The organism is Brevundimonas sp. Leaf168 (assembly GCF_001423685.1).
Lineage (GTDB): Bacteria > Pseudomonadota > Alphaproteobacteria > Caulobacterales > Caulobacteraceae > Brevundimonas > Brevundimonas vesicularis_C.
In genome coordinates this window covers 438,429-455,250 of sequence record NZ_LMOY01000007.1, presented here as the reverse complement: position 1 = coordinate 455,250, position 16,822 = coordinate 438,429, and the positions used below count along the sequence as shown (strand labels likewise).

The following is a 16,822-nucleotide window of genomic DNA, read 5'->3' as shown; positions in this document are numbered from 1 at the left end:
AACGGTCAAGGTTCCGAACCTAGATGGCGAAGTCCTCGGTCGAGAAGCGCCCATCCAGCCAAGCGACGATGCGCTCGGCGGCGTCCTCGGGCGACATGGTGGTGGTATCCACGACGATTTCGGGGCTTTCGGGGGCTTCATAGGGGCTGTCGATGCCGGTGAAGTTCTTGAGCTCTCCCGCGCGGGCCTTTTTGTAGAGGCCCTTGACGTCGCGCGCTTCAGCGACCGCCAGGGGCGTATCGACGTGGACCTCGACGAACTCGCCCTCGCCCAGCAGGTCACGGGCCAGGCGGCGTTCGGCGCGGAAGGGCGAGATGAAGCTGACCAGGACGATCAGGCCGGCGTCCACCATCAGTTTCGACACCTCGGCGACGCGGCGGATGTTTTCGACCCGGTCCTCTTCGGTGAAGCCCAGGTCGCGGTTCAGGCCGTGGCGGACATTGTCGCCGTCCAGCAGATAGGTGTGGCGACCGTCGGCGTGCAGCCGTTTTTCCACCAGATCGGCGATGGTCGACTTGCCGGCGCCCGACAGGCCGGTCAGCCAGACGACGCGGCCCGTCTGGTTCTTGATCGTGGCGCGAGCGGCCTTGTCCACGGACAGGGCCTGCCAATGGATGTTGTGGGCGCGGCGCAGGGCGAAGTGCAGCAAACCCGCCCCGACCGTCCGGTTTGAGATCCGGTCGATCAGGATGAAACCGCCAAAATCCTTATTCTCGTCATAGGGGGCGAAGGCGACGGGGGCGTCCAGCGACAGGTTGCAGACGCCGATCTCGTTCAGCTCCAGCCGTTTGGCCGGTTGTTGCTCCAGGGTGTTGACGTTCACCTTGTGCTTGGGCTCGGTGATCGTGGCGCCCACCAGCTTTGCGCCGATCTTGAGCAGGTAAGGCCGGCCCGGCAGCAGGGGCTCGTCGTCCATCCAGATTACGGTGGCCTCGAACTGGTCGGCCGCCTCGGGCGGGGCGTCGGCGCTGGCCAGCACGTCGCCGCGCGAGACATCGATCTCGTCGGCCAGGGTCAGGGTGATCGACTGTCCGGCCACGGCCAAGCTCAAGTCGCCGTCGGCGGTGACAATGCGGGCCACGGTCGAGGTCTTGCCGGACGGCAGGACGCGCACCGGATCGCCCGGCCGCACGGTCCCGGCGGCGATCTGGCCGGAGAAGCCGCGGAAGTCGAGATTGGGCCGGTTGACCCACTGCACCAGCAGGCGGAACGGATCGGCCTGAAGAGCGTCGCCGACCTCCAGCGTTTCCAGCAGGCTCATCAGCGGCGGGCCGGCGTACCAGGGCGAATAAGCGCTGGGTTCGGTGATGTTGTCGCCGCGCAGGGCCGACATCGGAATGGCGTTGAAGGCCTGAAGCCCGATCTGACCGGCGAAGGCGCGAAAGTCGGAAACAATGGAATCGAACACGGACTGGGACCAGCCCATCAGGTCCATTTTGTTGACCGCCAGGACGACGTGGCGGATGCCCAGCAGGCTGACCAGATAGGCGTGGCGGCGGGTCTGGGTCAGCACGCCGCGCCGGGCGTCGATCAGGATGACGGCGGCGTCGGCGGTCGAGGCGCCGGTGACCATGTTGCGGGTGTACTGTTCGTGGCCTGGCGTGTCGGCGACGATGAACTTCCGTTTTTCGGTGGAGAAGAAGCGATAGGCGACATCGATGGTGATGCCCTGTTCCCGCTCGGCGGCCAGGCCGTCGACTAGCAGGGCGAAGTCGATGTCGCCGCCCTGGGTGCCGCCGCGGCGACTGTCCGCCTCCAGCGCCGCCATCTGATCCTCGAAGATCATCTTGGAGTCGTACAGCAACCGGCCGATCAGGGTGGACTTGCCGTCGTCCACGCTGCCGCAGGTGATGAAGCGCAGCAGGCTCTTGTGCTGGTGAGCGTCCAGATAGGCGTCGATGTCGCGCGCGATCAGGTCGGACTGGTGAGCCATCAGAAATAACCCTCCTGCTTCTTCTTCTCCATCGAGGCGGATTGGTCGTGGTCGATCACCCGGCCCTGGCGCTCGGATGTGGTGGTCAGAAGCATTTCCTGAATGACCTCGGGCAGGGTCGCGGCCGTACTCTCGACCGCCCCGGTCAGGGGGTAGCAGCCCAGGGTGCGGAAACGGACGGACTTCATCTGCGGCGTCTCGCCGGGGCGCAGCCGGAACCGGTCGTCATCGACCATGATCAGGGCGCCGTCCCGCTCCACCACCGGCCGGTCGGCGGCCAGATACAGCGGCACGATGGGGATCCGCTCCAGGTGGATGTATTGCCAGACGTCCAGCTCGGTCCAGTTTGAGATCGGGAAGACGCGGATGCTCTCACCGGGATTTTTGCGCGTGTTGTAGAGCCGCCAGAGTTCAGGCCGCTGGTTCTTGGGGTCCCAGCGATGTTCGGCGGTGCGGAAGGAGAAGATCCGCTCTTTGGCGCGCGACTTCTCCTCGTCGCGACGCGCGCCGCCGAAGGCCGCGTCGAAGCCGTAATGATTCAGGGCCTGTTTCAGACCTTCGGTCTTCCACAGATCCGTGTGCAGGGCCGAGCCGTGATCGAAGGGGTTGATGCCGCGTGCGAGGGCGTCGGGGTTCTGGTGGACCAGCAGCTCGACGCCCAGATCGGCCGCCGCCTGTTCGCGCATCGCGTACATGGCGCGGAACTTCCACGTCGTGTCGACGTGCAGAAGCGGGAAGGGCGGCCTGGACGGATAGAAGGCCTTCTTCGCCAGATGCAGCATGACGGCCGAGTCCTTGCCGATAGAATACAGCATGACCGGCCGCTCGGCTTCGGCCGCCACCTCGCGCAGGATGTGGATGCTCTCGGCCTCCAGGCGCTGAAGGTGCGTCAGGCGTGCGGGGGGTAGAGCGTTTCGGCTTCCGGTCAGAATGGCAATGTCCACCAGCGGTATCTCCGTCGAACGGAGGTGAGAACGGCAATGTGCGCCAAGGAACAAGCGATGGATACTGCACTCGGCTGTGAGATTTTCGGCCCGCAGCGTCCGATTTCGTCATCGGAGCGTAACGGAACCAGGGTCGCTGAAAGCGGCTTATGGCATCAAAACGGAAACGCCCATGTCCAGCCTGAAATCCTTCGCCGCATCCGCCGCCGCCGCGATCGCGCTGGCGGGATGCGTGACCGCACCGTCGCCTTCCGAATATCGCGCGCCCCAGCCGGCCAAGCCGGTGGACGTGCAGCGTCTGTGGTCCGGGCGCTGGCACGAGATTGCGCGCCTGCCGGATCGGCTGACCGACGGCTGCGTCGCCGGCGCGTCGATCTATACGCCGGTCGAGGGCACGCGGGTCGATGTGCGCGACACCTGTCAGCTCGGCACGCCGGACGGCAAGGAAAAGGCCATCGGCGGACGGGGTGAAATCCTCGATCCGGGCACCAACGCCAAGCTGAGGGTCAAGTATCTGGCCGGGTTCGTGACCTGGGATTATTGGGTGCTGGATCGGGCGGACGACTACAGCTGGTTCATCTCGGCGGATCCGACCTTCAATCGCCTGTTCATCTATACGCGCGACCTGCCCAGTGAGCAGCAGGTGCGCGCCTTGACTGAACGGGCGCGGGCCCTGGGGTACGACGTCAGTCGTCTGGAGTTCCCGGCCCAACCGGCGCGGTAAGGATCAAAGGCCATGCGCTCTTCCCGGACGGTTTTGTTCGCCTCGACACTGCTCGCGACGGTGATCGGTTTGGGAGCCTGCGCGGGCGGGACAGCCTTGCCCGTCGCGGCGGGGTTTGGTCCGGACCCGCAACTACCGGCGCCGCGTCAGGGCTTGCTGCCGACCGTCAACATCGCCCCGGCGTCGAGCTGGCCCGAAGGCGCGACGCCGGTCGCGGCAGCGGGATTGCGCGTACAGGCGTTCGCGACAGGCCTGGATCACCCGCGCTGGCTCTATCGCCTGCCCAACGGCGATATTCTTGTCGCGGAGTCGAATGCGCCGCCCAAGCCCGAAGACAAGAAAGGCGGTCTGCGTGGCTGGGTGATGGGGAAGGTCATGGCCAAGGCCGGCGCCGGCGTCCCAAGCCCCAACAAGATCGTCCTGCTGCGGGATGCGGACGGCGACGGCGCAGCGGAGACCAGGAGCGATTTCCTGACAGAACTGAACTCGCCGTTCGGCATGGCGCTGGTCGGCGATCGGCTGTACGTCGCCAACGCCGATGCGGTGGTGGCCTTTCCGTATCGGAGCGGCCAGACCCGGATCGACGCGGCGGCGACAAAGATCACAGACCTGCCAGCCGGCCGCAATCACCACTGGACCAAGAGCCTTGTCGCCAGCCCGGACGGCCGGCGGCTTTATGTCGGGGTCGGATCGAACTCCAACGTCGGCGAAAACGGCCTGGATGAGGAAGTCGATCGCGCCGCCATCCTGGAGATTGATCCGGCGACGGGCGCGCGGCGGGTCTATGCCTCGGGCCTGCGCAATCCGGTCGGCATGGACTGGAACCCGCAGACCGGCCAGCTGTGGGTGGCGGTCAACGAGCGTGATGAAATCGGCGACGATCTGGTGCCCGACTATATGACCTCGGTGACGCCGGGCGCCTTCTACGGCTGGCCGTGGAGCTATTACGGTCAGACGGTCGATAGGCGTCCGCCCGCCAATCCGGCGATGGTCGCGCGCGCGATCCGGCCGGATTACGCCCTGGGCGCGCATACGGCGTCGCTGGGGCTGACGTTCGGACATGGCGCGAGCCTGTTGCCGCCAGCCTTGCGCTCGGGCGTTTTCGTCGGCCAGCACGGGTCGTGGAATCGCAGCGTGCGCAGCGGCTACAAGGTGATCTTCGTGCCGTTCGTCGATGGGCGTCCCGCCGGGCCGCCGCAGGATGTTCTGACCGGATTTCTGAACGCCCGGGGTCAGGCACAGGGCCGGCCCGTCGGGGTGCAGATCGACCGGCAAGGCGCGCTGCTGGTCGCCGACGACGTGGGCAATGTCATCTGGCGCGTCAGCGGCGCCTGAACCGCGATCATGAAAAAAGCCCCGGCCGAAACCGGGGCTTTCCATTCTTCCGCTGAGATCAGTTCAGCGGCTGGACCGTGATCGCCGGAGCGGCGGGCGTGGTCACGACCGGAGCCGGAGTTGAGGCTGCGGGCGCGGTGTTCAACTGGCTGGTGCTCGACGTCGAAGCCGCCGGCGCGGCGTAGGGTTGCGGACCCGCAGGCGTAGCCGGCGTCTCAACACGGGCGGCGGCGGGCCGTTCGACGGCAGGCGCAGCGCGACGGGCCACGGGTTCGGCGCGGCGAGCGACCGGCGCAGGCGCAGCAGCCGGCGTCGGAGTCGCAGCGGGCGTAGACGCGACCTCGACCGGAGTGGGCGTGACCGGCGCCTGAGCGGCCGTCATCGCGGCCGGCGCGGTCTGCATGGCCGGTGCAGCGGTCTCGGCGGGTTGGGCCGGAGCGGCCTGTTCGCCGCCCATCATCATGGCGACGCCGCTGCCCAGCAGCACCACCGCGCCGATCGGGGCAAGGATCATCCAGGTCTTCACCGACTTCTTGGACTTGGTCGTGCGGGCGTAGCGCGGAACGAAGGTCGTGTCCTCAGCGCGGGCTTCGGTATTGGCGTTGGCATAGGTCATAGACATTGTTTCTGTCCTCCATAACGTCGATCAACCAACCCGCCGTCCCGCAACGCCGTTCCGCGTAAAGGGCAAAAGCCCCGAAGAAACACCGTTTCCGCCCGGAATGCGGCGAAGACCGTGCGTCCGCCCGCCGCATTTGCCGTCAATGCGGCAATAAAAAGCAGGGCGGCGCTCTGGATTTCCGCTGCGTCAACCGAACAAATGGATCACGGCCGGACGGCAATTCGTCGTGTTCGCGACGGATTGCGGACCCTACGGTTGACCCGACCGGCCGCCTTCGTCCATCACCGGACCGGGTGGAACACGCATTGACCGGAGTACGGCGCGCATGGGTTTTGTAGCCAATATCCGCAGGGATGTCCGGTTCGCGCGCGGCCTGTTCCGTCTGTTGAAACGCATCAAGCCGATCGAGTTGGACAGCGACGTCCTGCTCTGCGACGACTTCGAAGAAGCCGTCGACAAGTTCGCCGACAACATCGCCATAGACGACGGTCAGCGCACCCTGACCTATCGCGACCTGGACGCCATGGCCAACCGCTTCGCCCACTGGGCCAAGAACCGGGGCCTGCGCCGCAGCGACACCATCGCCCTGATGATGACCAATCGGATCGAGTATCTGGCGGCGTGGATCGGCTTCTCCAAGGTCGGCATCGCCACGGCCCTGATCAACACCAATCTGAACGGGCAGGGGCTGGCCCACTGTCTGGCCATCTCCAAGGCGTTCAACGTCGTCGCGGACGAGGATTGCTGGCGTCAGATCGAGGAGGCGCGGCCTCTGGTCGATCACAACCTGGCGCTCTGGGTTCTGGGCCTGACCGACGATCTGGAGACCAGCGACCGTCGCGGCCTGGACAAGCCCGTGCGCGGCGGGTCTTCGGTGCGGCCGTCCAAGTCGGCGCGCGAAGGCCTGACCAACCGCGACACCGCCCTTTATATCTACACCTCCGGCACGACCGGTCTACCCAAGGCGGCGCGCATCCCGCATTCGCGCGCCCGGACCTATATGCGCGCCTTCGCCGGCGCCACGCGTTCGACGCCCGAGGACAGGATCTTCAACGTCCTGCCGCTGTATCACTCGACCGGCGGTCTGGTCGGGGTTGGCGCGGCGCTGCTGAATGGCGCGCGGCTGGTGATCCGCAAGAAGTTCTCGGCCAGCACCTTCTGGCCCGACGTGCGCTCGTCGGGCGCGACCATGTTCGTCTATATCGGCGAGCTGTGCCGCTATCTGGTCAACTGCCCTCCGCACGAGGACGAGACCAAGCACAAGCTGCGTCTGGCGTTCGGCAACGGCCTGCGCGCCGATGTCTGGCCCGACTTCCAGAGCCGGTTCAAGATCCCCGACATCCTGGAGTTCTACGGCTCGACCGAAGGCAATGTCTCGCTGTTCAACTTCGACGGCAAACAGGGCGCGATCGGTCGGGTGCCGAGCTTCCTGAAGTCGCAGATCAATATCCGCCTGGTCGAGTTCGACGTGGAGACCGAACAGCCGATCCGCGGCTCGGACGGTCTGTGTCGCCTGGCGCGCGTCGGCGAGGTCGGCGAGGCCATCGGCCTGATCGGCAACGACATCCGCCACGACTTCTCGGGCTACGCCGACAAGGCTGCCTCGCAGAAGAAGATCCTGACCGACGTGTTCAAAAAGGGCGACCGCTGGTTCCGCACCGGCGACCTGATGAAGCAGGACAAGGAAGGCTATTTCTACTTCGTCGACCGGATGGGCGACACCTTCCGCTGGAAGGGCGAGAACGTCTCGACCTCCGAGGTCGAACAGGTGCTGATGGACGCGCCGGGCGTGACCGAAGCCATCGTCTATGGCGTGCCTGTGCCGGCCCAGGACGGCAAGGCCGGCATGGCGGCCCTGGTGGTCGAGGGCAAGTTCGACGCCCAGGCCTTCTCCGACCATGTCGAGGCCAAGCTGCCCGCCTATGCTCAGCCGGTCTTCGTGCGGCTGATCAAATCGGCGGAGACGACCGGCACCTTCAAATACCGTAAGGCCGATCTGGTGGTCGATGGTTTCGATCCGTCCAAGACCGGCGCCGCCCTCTATGTGCGGGGCGGGGCTGCGGGTTATCAGAAGCTGACGGCGGCCGGGCGCAACGCCATCCTGAAGGGCGAAAGCCGTCTGTAACGACTGGGAAGGCGGCGTTCGCGAAACGCCGTCTTAATGATTAATGGCGATAGTCCCGACCTCTCGCGTCAGGATTGTTCGCCTCCATGTTCCAGATCATCGGCATCGTGCTGCTGTTCGGCCTCGTCTTCGGCAGCTACGCCATTTCGGGCGGCAAGTTCGAAGTGATCCTGCACGCCGCGCCGCACGAGCTGATGGCCATCGGCGGGGCGGGCATCGCCGCCTTCCTGATCTCCAACTCCCTGCCGGTGATCAAGGGTTCTATGGCGGGTCTGGGCAAAACCTTCGCCGGGCCGAAGTGGAAGAAGCAGGACTATAAGGACCTGCTGTCGCTGCTGTTCCAGCTGACCAAGACGATGAAGTCCAAGGGCGTGGTGGCGCTGGAAAGCCATATCGAAAAGCCCAAGGAATCGACCATCTTCCAGAAGTATCCCAAGGTGCTGAAGGACCATTTCGCCGTCGACTTCATCTGCGACACCCTGCGGATGATGACGATGAACCTGGAGGATCCGCACCAGGTCGAGGATGCGATGGAAAAGCAGCTCGAAAAGCACCATCACGAGCATCTGGAAAACGCCCACGCGCTTCAGAACCTGGCCGACGGCCTGCCTGCGTTGGGCATCGTCGCCGCCGTGCTGGGGGTCATCAAGACCATGGGTTCAATCACTGAGCCGCCCGAGGTTCTGGGCGGCATGATCGGCGGCGCCCTGGTCGGCACCTTCATGGGCGTGTTCCTGGCCTATGGTCTGGTCGGTCCATTCGCGGCGCGCCTGACGGCCATCATCAACGAGGAAGCCGCCTACTATAAAATCATTCAGTCTGTGCTGGTGGCCCACCTGCACGGCAACGCAGCCCAGATTTCGGTCGAGATCGGCCGGGGCGACATCCCGTCGTCGGCGCAGCCGTCGTTCGGCGAGATGGAAGAGGCGCTGAACAGCATCACTGCCGACTGATCCCGACTTTCCTGATCTTAACTTGCCCTGCCGCGCGCGGCGGCCCTATCGTTTGCGCCAAGAGACGTTCCGCTCTCGCAAGCTTCGGAGACATCTTCATGCGTATCAAAGCCCTCGTCGCCGCATCCGCTGCGCTCCTGGTCCTGGCCGCCTGTAGCAAGGCCCCGGAAGAAAAGGCCGAAGCGCCGGCCACCGATGCTGTCGAGGCCGCCGGCAGCGCTGAAGAAGCCGCTTTGACGGTCGATCAGGCGGCCAAGGACGCCGAAGCGGCGGCCAATCAGGCCATTCAGGAAGACACCGCCGCCCAGGCCGCCACGACGATGCAGGGCGCCGACGCCTCCGCCGCCGCGCCCGCGCCTGTCGCGCCGGCCGAACCTGCGCATGGTCCGGCGGCCGCCCACTAGGCCGCGTCGAAACCAAAGCCCAAAGAGGCCGCTCCGACGGGGGCGGCCTTTTTCATGTCGGCGACGAAGGTGCTAGAGCCGCGCGATGACGCCTGATGATGACGCCTCGCCCCTGCTCACCTGGACCGAAGAGGGCGAGCCGCGCTCCGGCCGATTCGGCGACGTCTATTTCTCGCGAGACGACGGGTTGGCTGAAACGCGGGCGGTATTTCTGGAAGGTTGCGGCCTGCCGGACGCCTGGATGGGGCGAGATCATTTCACGGCGGCCGAGCTGGGGTTCGGCACGGGGTTGAACATCGCCGCCCTGCTGGACCTTTGGCGACGAACGCGGCCCGAGGGCGGGCGGCTCAACATCTTCTCCATCGAGGGGTTTCCGCTGACGGCGGCGGAAGCGGCGCGGGCGCTGGGCGCCTGGCCCGAGCTGACGGAGGCGACTGAGGCCTTGATCGCAAACTGGCCGGCCGCGACGCCGGGCTTTCACCGGGTGGACCTGCCGGGCTTCGACGCCGTGCTGGACCTGGCGGTGGGCGATGCGGCCTGGGCGCTGGAGCAGTGGTCGGGATCGGCGGACGCCTGGTTCCTGGACGGTTTCTCGCCTGCGCTGAACCCGGGCATGTGGTCGCCCGAAGTGATGGCCTTGATCGCCGAGCGCTCGGCGCCGGGCGCGCGTCTGGCCACCTTCACCGTCGCCGGAGCCGTGCGGCGCGGCCTGGCCGAGCATGGCTTCGTCGTCGAGAAGCGCCCCGGCCATGGCCGCAAGCGCGAGCGGCTTGAGGCGCGTCTCCCCTCAGTGTTCGAACCGTCACCGCCGCCCCGTGTCGCCGTGATCGGCGCGGGTATCGCCGGCGCATCGGTGGCGCGCGCGCTGAAGGCGCAGGGCCTCCGGGCCGTGGTGTTCGAGGGTGAGCGTCCCGGCGCGGGCGGCTCCGGCTTTCCGGCGGCCCTGGTTACGCCGCGTCTGGACGCCGGCGACCTCGGGATCGCCGCCCTGCACGCCCAGGCGCTGGAGCGGGCGGCACATCTGTATGCCTCGATCCCGGATGCCGTAACGGGCCACGGCGTGCTGCAACTCCCCCAGGCGCCGCGCGATGCCGCCCGGTTCGAAAAGATCGCTCGCCAGCCGATCTGGAATGACGATGACATGGTGGTGCTGGACGACGGGGCGGCGTCCGCCGCCGGCGAAGCGACGGGGCAGGGCGGTTTGCTGATGAAGGGGGCGTTCGCGCTGCGCCCTGCGGCGGTGCTCTCGTACTGGCTTTCGGACGCGGAGATGCGCTCTGAGCGCGTGATGCGGCTGGAGCGCGCCTACGGCCGCTGGCGGCTGATCGGCGAAAACGACGCGGTGCTGGGCGAGGTCGATGCGGTGGTTCTCGCCGCCGGTTGGGGATCGGCCGCCCTGTTGGAAGGGTTCGACCAGACGCCGCGCCTGTCGCCCGTGCGGGGGCAGGCGGACTGGATCGACGGGGACGTGACCATCCACCCCATGGCTTGGGGCGGCTATGCGGTTCCGACGGGCCAAGGCGTGCTGTTCGGCGCGACCCATGATCGGGGCGACACCGGCACGGCGCCGAGCGACGACGACAGCGCGCGAAATCTGGCGACCTTGGAAGCGCGCTTGCCGGCGTTGGCCAAGCGCATCACGGCGGCCGGGACGGTGCAGCATCGGGCTGCAGTCCGCGCCACGACGCCGGATCGCCTGCCCGTGGCGGGCGCTCTCGATGACGGCCTCTATGTGCTCGGCGGTCTGGGGTCGCGCGGCTTCTGCGTCGCGCCTCTGCTAGGCGAGCATGTCGGCGCCCTCATCCTGGGTCAGCCCTCGCCCCTGCCGGGCGATCTGGCGGCGCGCGTGTCGCCCCGTCGGTCTTCGGTGCTGGCGGAGGCTCTTGCATCGTCCTCACCCACGCGCGCAGGATGAAGCGGGGGCTTGTTCAGGAGTTGACTATGCATCGCCTAATTCTGTCGTCGGCTGCTCTCCTCGTACTGTCGGCCTGTGCGCCGTCGCCGGGCGTGACGACGGCCAGCCGCGCCGACGCCGGCCAGTGCTTCCGGCCCAATCTGGTGCGCAACTTCACCGCGCCGAACGACCAGACCCTGTATGTTCGCACAGCCGACGCGGGGGTGTTCCAGATCGAAACCCCCTTCTGTCGCGACATGACCCGCGCCCTGTCGATCGCGCTGGAACCTGTCGCCGGATCCAGCCGCCTGTGTCCCGGCGATCAGGCCTCACTGCTCAGCCCGGCGACGGGCCCTCAACCGTGCCGCGTGCGCATCGCCAGGAAGCTGACGACTGCAGAGATCGAGGCCCTGCCGTCTCGCGATCGGCCCTGATCAAAAACGCTTTCGGAGTCTTCGGGAGAGATTGAATTCTCGCTTGCGCAGGTATGAAATGATCGTCTTGCCTGGGGAGGGAAGAGGATGATCAGAACAATCGGCGTGGTGGCGATCCTGGCGACGGCGGCGATCGCATCGCCATCGGCGGCCGAAAGCTGGGCCACGTTTTCACGCAGCGACACCACCGTCTATCTGGTGGATATCGATGCGCTGACGCCGGTGGACGGCGTGGCGACGACGCGGATGGCGCGGGTGCCCGCGCGCGGCGAGGCGACCAATCTCAGCCATGAGACCGAAGAGGTCATGGTGCGGTGCTCGGACGGCCAGTCGCGTTCAGGCGCGACGGTGACCTATGGCGCGGACGGGGCGGAAACCGATCGCTATTCCGAGGATACGCCGTGGGAAGCGACACCGGCCGGCGGCATCTATGGCGCCATCAAATCCTTCGCCTGCGAGGACATGCGGCCCCGGACAGAGGCCTTCCCGACCATCCAGGCCTTCATCGCGGGCGGACGCGGCCAGTAGGCCGCCCCTTTCGCCGTCAGACGTCGACGGCGGCGTCCAGGGCGTTGTCCTGGATGAACTCGCGCCGGGGTTCGACCACGTCGCCCATCAGTTTGGCGAACAGGTCGTTGGCGTCTTCCTCGTGTTCGACCGAGACCTGCAGCAGGGTGCGGGCGTTGACGTCCAGCGTCGTCTCCCACAGCTGCTCGGGGTTCATCTCGCCCAGGCCCTTGTAGCGCTGGATCGACAGCCCCTTCTTGCCGGCGTCCAGCACGGCGGTCAGCAGGTCCAGCGGACCGCGAATGGTCGTCGACTTGTCCTTGCGGCGGTAGGTGGCCGGGGCGCTGAAGACGCCGTCGAAGGCGCCGGCGCGTTCGGCCAGACGACGGGCGTCGAGCGAACGGATCAGGGTCTCCTCCAGCACGATCGTCTCCTGCACTGCGCGACGGGTGCGGCTGAAGACCACGGCGCCCTGTTCGCCCGGCGCGCCCGCCCACTCCCCATCGCCCTCTTCGGCATAGAGGTTCAGGCGCACGGCGGCGGCGGCCGAGGCGGCCGCCATGTCTGCGTTGTCGGCGAACAGGCCGGCGAGCGCCGCCTGTTCGATGGCGAAGGCGGGAGCGCGTTGGCTGAGGCGATCGACGCCCGCGCTGAAGGCCTTGGCCTCGCGCACCAGGGATTGCAGGTCCAGACCCAGGCGACGCTCGCCCGTGGACAGATCCAGTTCGGCCTCTGACGCGCCTTCCTCGATCAGATAGGCGTCCATCTCGGCCTGATCCTTCAGGTAGCGCGACTGCTTGCCCTTGGAGACCTTATAGAGCGGCGGCTGGGCGATATAGACGTGGCCACGCGTGATCAGCTCGGGCATCTGACGATAGAAGAAGGTCAGCAGCAGGGTGCGGATGTGGGCGCCGTCGACGTCGGCGTCCGCCATCAGAATGATCTTGTGATAGCGCAGCTTGTCGGCGTTGAAGTCGTCGCGGCCGATGCCGGTGCCGAGCGCCAGGATCAGCGTGCCGATCAGGTCCGACGACAGCATCCGGTCAAAGCGCGCGCGCTCGACGTTCAGGATCTTGCCGCGCAAAGGCAGGACGGCCTGGTTCTCGCGGTTGCGCGCCTGTTTGGCCGAGCCGCCGGCGGAATCACCCTCGACGATGAACAGTTCGGACTTGGCGGGATCGCGTTCCTGACAGTCGGCCAGCTTGCCCGGCAGGCTCGAGATTTCCAGCGCGGACTTGCGCCGGGTCAGGTCGCGGGCCTTGCGGGCGGCCTCACGGGCCGACGCCGCCTCGATGATCTTGGCCACGATCTGCTTGGCCTCGACGGGATGTTCTTCAAACCAGGTCGCCAGGCCTTCCGAGCACAGGCTTTCGACGGCCGGACGCACTTCGGAGGAGACCAGTTTGTCCTTGGTCTGGGAGCTGAACTTGGGATCCGGCACCTTGACCGACAGGACGCAGGTCAGGCCCTCGCGCGCATCCTCGCCGGTGACAGACACTTTCTCTTTTTTGCCGGCGCCCGAGCTCTCGATATAGCCGCCCATGACGCGCGTCAGGCTGGCGCGGAAGGCCGACAGGTGGGTGCCTCCATCCCGCTGGGGGATGTTGTTGGTGAAGCACAGCATGGTCTCGTGGTAGCTGTCGTTCCACCACAGGGCGAGATCCAGTTCGATCCCTTCCTTCTTGCCGCGAATGACGATGACGTCCTTCAGGATCGGCGTCTTGGACTTGTCGAGGTGGCGCACGAAGGCTTCGACCCCGCCCTCGTAGTGCAGGATCATCTCGACCGGCTCGGCGTGGCGCTGGTCGGCCAGCTTGATGACCACGCCCGAGTTTAGGAAGGCCAGTTCGCGCAGACGGTGTTCCAGCGTCTTCAGGTCGAAGTCGATGTGGCTGAAGGTCGTGACGGACGGGAAGAAGGTGACCTCGGTGCCGCTCAGCGGCTTGCCGGTGTCCTCGCGAATGGGGGCGTCGCCGGTGACTTCAAGCGACTTGACCGTGTCGCCGCGCTCGAAGCGCATCTGGTGCGCCTTGCCGTCGCGATAGATCTTCAGCTCCAGCCAGTCGGACAGGGCGTTGACCACGGACACGCCCACGCCGTGCAGACCGCCGGACACCTTGTAGGAGTTCTGGTCGAACTTACCGCCGGCGTGCAACTGGGTCATGATGACTTCGGCCGCCGAGACGCCTTCGCCTTCGTGGATGCCGGTGGGAATGCCGCGGCCGTTGTCGGTCACGGTGACTGAGCCATCGCTGTTCAGGATGACCTGGACCAGGTCGGCGTGGCCGGCCAGGGCCTCGTCGATCGCGTTATCGACCACCTCATAGACCATATGATGCAGGCCCGAGCCGTCGTCGGTGTCGCCGATATACATGCCGGGGCGTTTGCGCACGGCGTCCAGGCCTTTGAGAACCTTGATGGAATCGGCGCCGTATTCGGGCAGGTCGGCAATCGGATCGGTCATGAAGTCATTGGCTCTGAAGTCCCGACCGGGACGGGGATGGAGCGCCGGACCTGGCGCTCGAATCGACGGCGGGATCGCACCGCGCCGAAGCCCGCAATATATAGGAAATTCCGGCGAAAAAGCGAGGAATTCCGCGATTGGAGCCTAGTCGGTTTCCAGCGCGCCGCCGGCCACGCGGACGAACTGGGCGCGGCCTTCCAGACCGGCGAACAGGTCGCGTTCGGTCCCGGTCATGAAGGCCTGCAGACCCAGCGCCGTGATCTCGTCGAACAGAGCCGTGCGGCGCGCCTCGTCGAGGTGGGCGGGGGCTTCGTCCAGCAGCAGGATCGGGCGCGCAGCATGATCTGAAAGCCGCGCGATCTGGGCCAAAATCAGGTTCAGGACCAAGGCCTTCTGCTCACCGGAAGAGCCCTCGGCCGCAGGGCGCTGTTTCTCGCGGTGAAGCGCGGTCAGGTCGGTGCGGTGCGGCCCGAACAGCGAGCGGCCGGCGGCGCCGTCGCGGGCGCGGGCCTTGGTCAGGCCCTCGCGGATGGCGGCGGCGATCTCGTCCTCCTCGGCGCCCGCTTCGGCCATCTGTTCGGCGGCGCCGTCCAGACCCAGGTCGGCCTGGGGGAAGGGCCGATCGCTGCGGGCGTCGATGGCGGCCTGAAGCGCGTGCAGGGCGGCGACGCGGGCGAGAGCGGCGCGGGCGCCGGCCTCGCCCAGCCGAAGCTCCAGGGCGTCCAGCCAGACGGGGTCGGCCTCACGGCCGTCCTGGGCGTCGTTTAGCAGGCGCAGTCGCTCGCGCAGCGCCTTTTCATAGGCGGAGACGCTGGCGGCGTGATCGGGATCGGCGGCGAAAACCAGTCGGTCGAAGAACTTCAGCCGCTCGGCGCGCGCGTCGGAAAACAGCCGGTCTTGTTCCGGCGTCGCCCAGACGGGACGCAGATAATCGAGCAGCCGCCCCGGCTGGGCCGTCTCGCCGTCGATCCGCACGATGCGCCGCGCGGCGCCCGCCGTCTGAACGCCGGTGCCCAGCCGCGTCTCGTCGTCCAGTTCGACCATGACGGCCCAGGCGCGTCCTGTCGCCTCGCCCGGCTCGCGCCGACCCATCTCGGCGGCGGTGGCGCCCCGCAGCCCCTTGCCGGGGGTCAGGAGACTGATCGCCTCCAGAAGATTGGTCTTTCCCGCCCCGTTCGGGCCATGAAGCACCAAAGGCCCGGAGGTCATCTCCAGCCGCGCCCCTGCATAGGAGCGGAAGTCGGTGAGGGTGAGGGAGCGGATCACGCTCGCTCTCTAACGCGCGTGAGGCAGGATTACACCCGCAGCGGCATCAGCACATACTGAACGCCGGGATCGCCCGGATCGAGCACCAGGGTCGGCGAGGCCGGGTCGGCGAAGCGGAAGGCGGCGTTTTCGCCCGTGATCTGGCCGGCGACATCCAGCAGATAGCGGGCGTTGAAGCCGATCTCGAACGGTTCGTCGGAATAGCCGATCTCGACCTCTTCCTCGGCCTGGCCGGCTTCCATGTTGCGGACGGTCAGCTTCACGCGGTCGTTGTCGAAGGCCAGTTTCACCGAACGGCTCTTCTCGGCCGAGATGGTGGCGACGCGGTCGACGGCCTTGGCGAACAGGGCGTTGTCGATGTCGGCCTGTTTGTCGTTGCCGCGCGGGATGACGCGCAGATAGTCGGGGAAGGCGCCGTCGATGACCTTGGACGTCAGGGACGCCTCGCCCATCTGGAAGCGAATCTTCTGGGCCGAGACGGTGACCTCCACCGCGCCGCCGGCGTCGTCCAGCAGGCGACGGACCTGGTCCACCGTCTTGCGCGGTACGATGACGCCAGGGCCGCCGGCCGCACCCTCGGGCGCCGGGGTCTCGGCCAGGGCCAGGCGGTGGCCGTCGGTGGCGACGGCGCGCAACAGCGGAATGCCGGCCTCGGCGACCGTGTGCAGATACAGGCCGTTCAGATAGTAGCGCGTTTCCTCGGTCGAGACCGCGAACCGGGTCTTGTCGATCAGGCGCGCCAGATCCTCCTTGGGCAGGACATAGGAGGCGCCGGCGCTGTCTGTGGACATCACGGGGAAGTCGCCGGCCGGCAGGACCGGCAGGTTGAAGCGCGACCGGCCGGCCGAGACGACCAGGCGCGGATCGTCGCCCGAATAAAGCAGCGAGACCTCGGCGCCTTCCGGCAGCTTGCGCACGATCTCGTACAGGGTGTGGGCGGGGGCCGTGATCTGACCCTCGACCTGAACCTGGGCCTCGGCCTCGTCCACCATTTCCATGTCCAGATCGGTGGCGGCGAAAGCCAGCCGGTCGCGGCCCGCGCTCAGCAGGACGTTGGACAGGATCGGAATGGTGTTTCGACGTTCGACGACGCTCTGCACGTGGCCCAGGGCCTTCAGGAGCGCGGATCGTTCGATGGTCAGCTGCATGTCGTCTCGCCCGGCGCGGCCGACTCGCAAGGCGGCTGCGGTTAAGTGACCTGGGACACTAGCGGATTG

General features: G+C 66.8%; 14 protein-coding genes. 8 read left to right on the top strand and 6 right to left on the bottom strand.

The annotated features are described in order from the left end of the window. Positions 1 to 19: 19 nt before the first annotated feature. Both cysN and cysD read right to left on the bottom strand, forming a co-directional pair. Positions 20 to 1,933, bottom strand: coding sequence for a sulfate adenylyltransferase subunit CysN (gene cysN, locus ASF81_RS07160; RefSeq protein WP_055806801.1), 1,914 nt, complete (start codon positions 1,931 to 1,933; stop codon positions 20 to 22). Next, entirely contained in the window at positions 1,933 to 2,886 is a 954-nt protein-coding gene (cysD, locus tag ASF81_RS07155; RefSeq protein WP_162237583.1) for a sulfate adenylyltransferase subunit CysD, read from the bottom strand. Before cysD ends, cysN begins: the two co-directional genes overlap by 1 nt. A gap of 163 nt (positions 2,887 to 3,049) precedes the next feature. On the opposite strand from cysD, the gene ASF81_RS07150 reads away from it, so the two are divergent. Then, positions 3,050 to 3,601, top strand: a complete 552-nt coding sequence (locus ASF81_RS07150; RefSeq protein WP_055806795.1) for a lipocalin family protein — start codon at positions 3,050 to 3,052, stop codon at positions 3,599 to 3,601. 12 nt (positions 3,602 to 3,613) lie between these two features. Next, positions 3,614 to 4,936 (top strand): sorbosone dehydrogenase family protein, encoded by a 1,323-nt coding sequence (locus ASF81_RS07145; RefSeq protein ID WP_055806792.1) that lies wholly within the window; start codon positions 3,614 to 3,616, stop codon positions 4,934 to 4,936. 58 nt (positions 4,937 to 4,994) lie between these two features. Here the strand turns inward: ASF81_RS07145 and ASF81_RS07140 are convergent, their stop codons facing one another. Continuing rightward, a complete protein-coding gene (locus tag ASF81_RS07140) occupies positions 4,995 to 5,558 on the bottom strand; it encodes a hypothetical protein (protein ID WP_156363174.1) in 564 nt (187 codons plus the stop codon). Between the two features lie 325 nt (positions 5,559 to 5,883). Here ASF81_RS07140 and ASF81_RS07135 point away from each other — a divergent pair, with 325 nt between their 5' ends. From ASF81_RS07135 to ASF81_RS07110, 6 genes are all read left to right on the top strand, one after another. After that, on the top strand, positions 5,884 to 7,683 hold the full coding sequence (locus tag ASF81_RS07135; protein ID WP_055806787.1) for a long-chain-acyl-CoA synthetase: 1,800 nt from the start codon (positions 5,884 to 5,886) through the stop codon (positions 7,681 to 7,683). An 86-nt stretch (positions 7,684 to 7,769) separates the two neighbouring features. Next, positions 7,770 to 8,636, top strand: a complete 867-nt coding sequence (gene motA / locus ASF81_RS07130; protein ID WP_055754172.1) for a flagellar motor stator protein MotA — start codon at positions 7,770 to 7,772, stop codon at positions 8,634 to 8,636. Positions 8,637 to 8,734: 98 nt separating this feature from the next. Continuing rightward, complete coding sequence (locus tag ASF81_RS07125) at positions 8,735 to 9,040, top strand: hypothetical protein (RefSeq protein ID WP_045811531.1); 306 nt, start codon at positions 8,735 to 8,737, stop codon at positions 9,038 to 9,040. 85 nt (positions 9,041 to 9,125) lie between these two features. Continuing rightward, positions 9,126 to 10,955, top strand: a complete 1,830-nt coding sequence (gene mnmD, locus ASF81_RS07120) for a tRNA (5-methylaminomethyl-2-thiouridine)(34)-methyltransferase MnmD (protein WP_055806784.1) — start codon at positions 9,126 to 9,128, stop codon at positions 10,953 to 10,955. Positions 10,956 to 10,981: 26 nt separating this feature from the next. After that, positions 10,982 to 11,368, top strand: a complete 387-nt coding sequence (locus tag ASF81_RS07115; RefSeq protein ID WP_156363173.1) for a DUF6491 family protein — start codon at positions 10,982 to 10,984, stop codon at positions 11,366 to 11,368. 87 nt (positions 11,369 to 11,455) lie between these two features. Further along, complete coding sequence (locus ASF81_RS07110; protein WP_055806779.1) at positions 11,456 to 11,896, top strand: hypothetical protein; 441 nt, start codon at positions 11,456 to 11,458, stop codon at positions 11,894 to 11,896. A 16-nt stretch (positions 11,897 to 11,912) separates the two neighbouring features. Here ASF81_RS07110 and gyrB read toward each other — a convergent pair whose 3' ends face one another. The 3 genes from gyrB to dnaN all read right to left on the bottom strand — a co-directional run bounded on the left by gyrB (position 11,913) and on the right by dnaN (position 16,753). Continuing rightward, the gene (gene gyrB / locus ASF81_RS07105; protein ID WP_055806776.1) at positions 11,913 to 14,339 is read right to left on the bottom strand and encodes a DNA topoisomerase (ATP-hydrolyzing) subunit B; all 2,427 of its coding nucleotides are present in this window, start codon (positions 14,337 to 14,339) and stop codon (positions 11,913 to 11,915) included. A gap of 144 nt (positions 14,340 to 14,483) precedes the next feature. After that, positions 14,484 to 15,605 (bottom strand): DNA replication/repair protein RecF, encoded by a 1,122-nt coding sequence (gene recF, locus ASF81_RS07100; protein ID WP_055806773.1) that lies wholly within the window; start codon positions 15,603 to 15,605, stop codon positions 14,484 to 14,486. Between the two features lie 29 nt (positions 15,606 to 15,634). Then, positions 15,635 to 16,753 carry a DNA polymerase III subunit beta gene (gene dnaN / locus ASF81_RS07095; RefSeq protein WP_055806769.1) on the bottom strand — a complete coding sequence of 373 codons (1,119 nt, stop codon included), beginning with the start codon at positions 16,751 to 16,753 and terminating at the stop codon, positions 15,635 to 15,637. Positions 16,754 to 16,822: the final 69 nt, after the last annotated feature.

Excerpts from the sequence above, each read along its gene's own strand:
- cysN (WP_055806801.1), bottom strand. The coding sequence starts at position 1,933 with ATGGCTCACCAGTCCGACCTGATCGCGCGCGACATCGACGCCTATCTG.
- ASF81_RS07150 (WP_055806795.1), top strand. The coding sequence starts at position 3,050 with ATGTCCAGCCTGAAATCCTTCGCCGCATCCGCCGCCGCCGCGATCGCG.
- ASF81_RS07145 (WP_055806792.1), top strand. The coding sequence starts at position 3,614 with ATGCGCTCTTCCCGGACGGTTTTGTTCGCCTCGACACTGCTCGCGACG.
- ASF81_RS07140 (WP_156363174.1), bottom strand. The coding sequence starts at position 5,558 with ATGTCTATGACCTATGCCAACGCCAATACCGAAGCCCGCGCTGAGGAC.
- ASF81_RS07135 (WP_055806787.1), top strand. The coding sequence starts at position 5,884 with ATGGGTTTTGTAGCCAATATCCGCAGGGATGTCCGGTTCGCGCGCGGC.
- motA (WP_055754172.1), top strand. The coding sequence starts at position 7,770 with ATGTTCCAGATCATCGGCATCGTGCTGCTGTTCGGCCTCGTCTTCGGC.
- ASF81_RS07125 (WP_045811531.1), top strand. The coding sequence starts at position 8,735 with ATGCGTATCAAAGCCCTCGTCGCCGCATCCGCTGCGCTCCTGGTCCTG.
- mnmD (WP_055806784.1), top strand. The coding sequence starts at position 9,126 with ATGACGCCTGATGATGACGCCTCGCCCCTGCTCACCTGGACCGAAGAG.
- ASF81_RS07115 (WP_156363173.1), top strand. The coding sequence starts at position 10,982 with ATGCATCGCCTAATTCTGTCGTCGGCTGCTCTCCTCGTACTGTCGGCC.
- ASF81_RS07110 (WP_055806779.1), top strand. The coding sequence starts at position 11,456 with ATGATCAGAACAATCGGCGTGGTGGCGATCCTGGCGACGGCGGCGATC.
- gyrB (WP_055806776.1), bottom strand. The coding sequence starts at position 14,339 with ATGACCGATCCGATTGCCGACCTGCCCGAATACGGCGCCGATTCCATC.
- dnaN (WP_055806769.1), bottom strand. The coding sequence starts at position 16,753 with ATGCAGCTGACCATCGAACGATCCGCGCTCCTGAAGGCCCTGGGCCAC.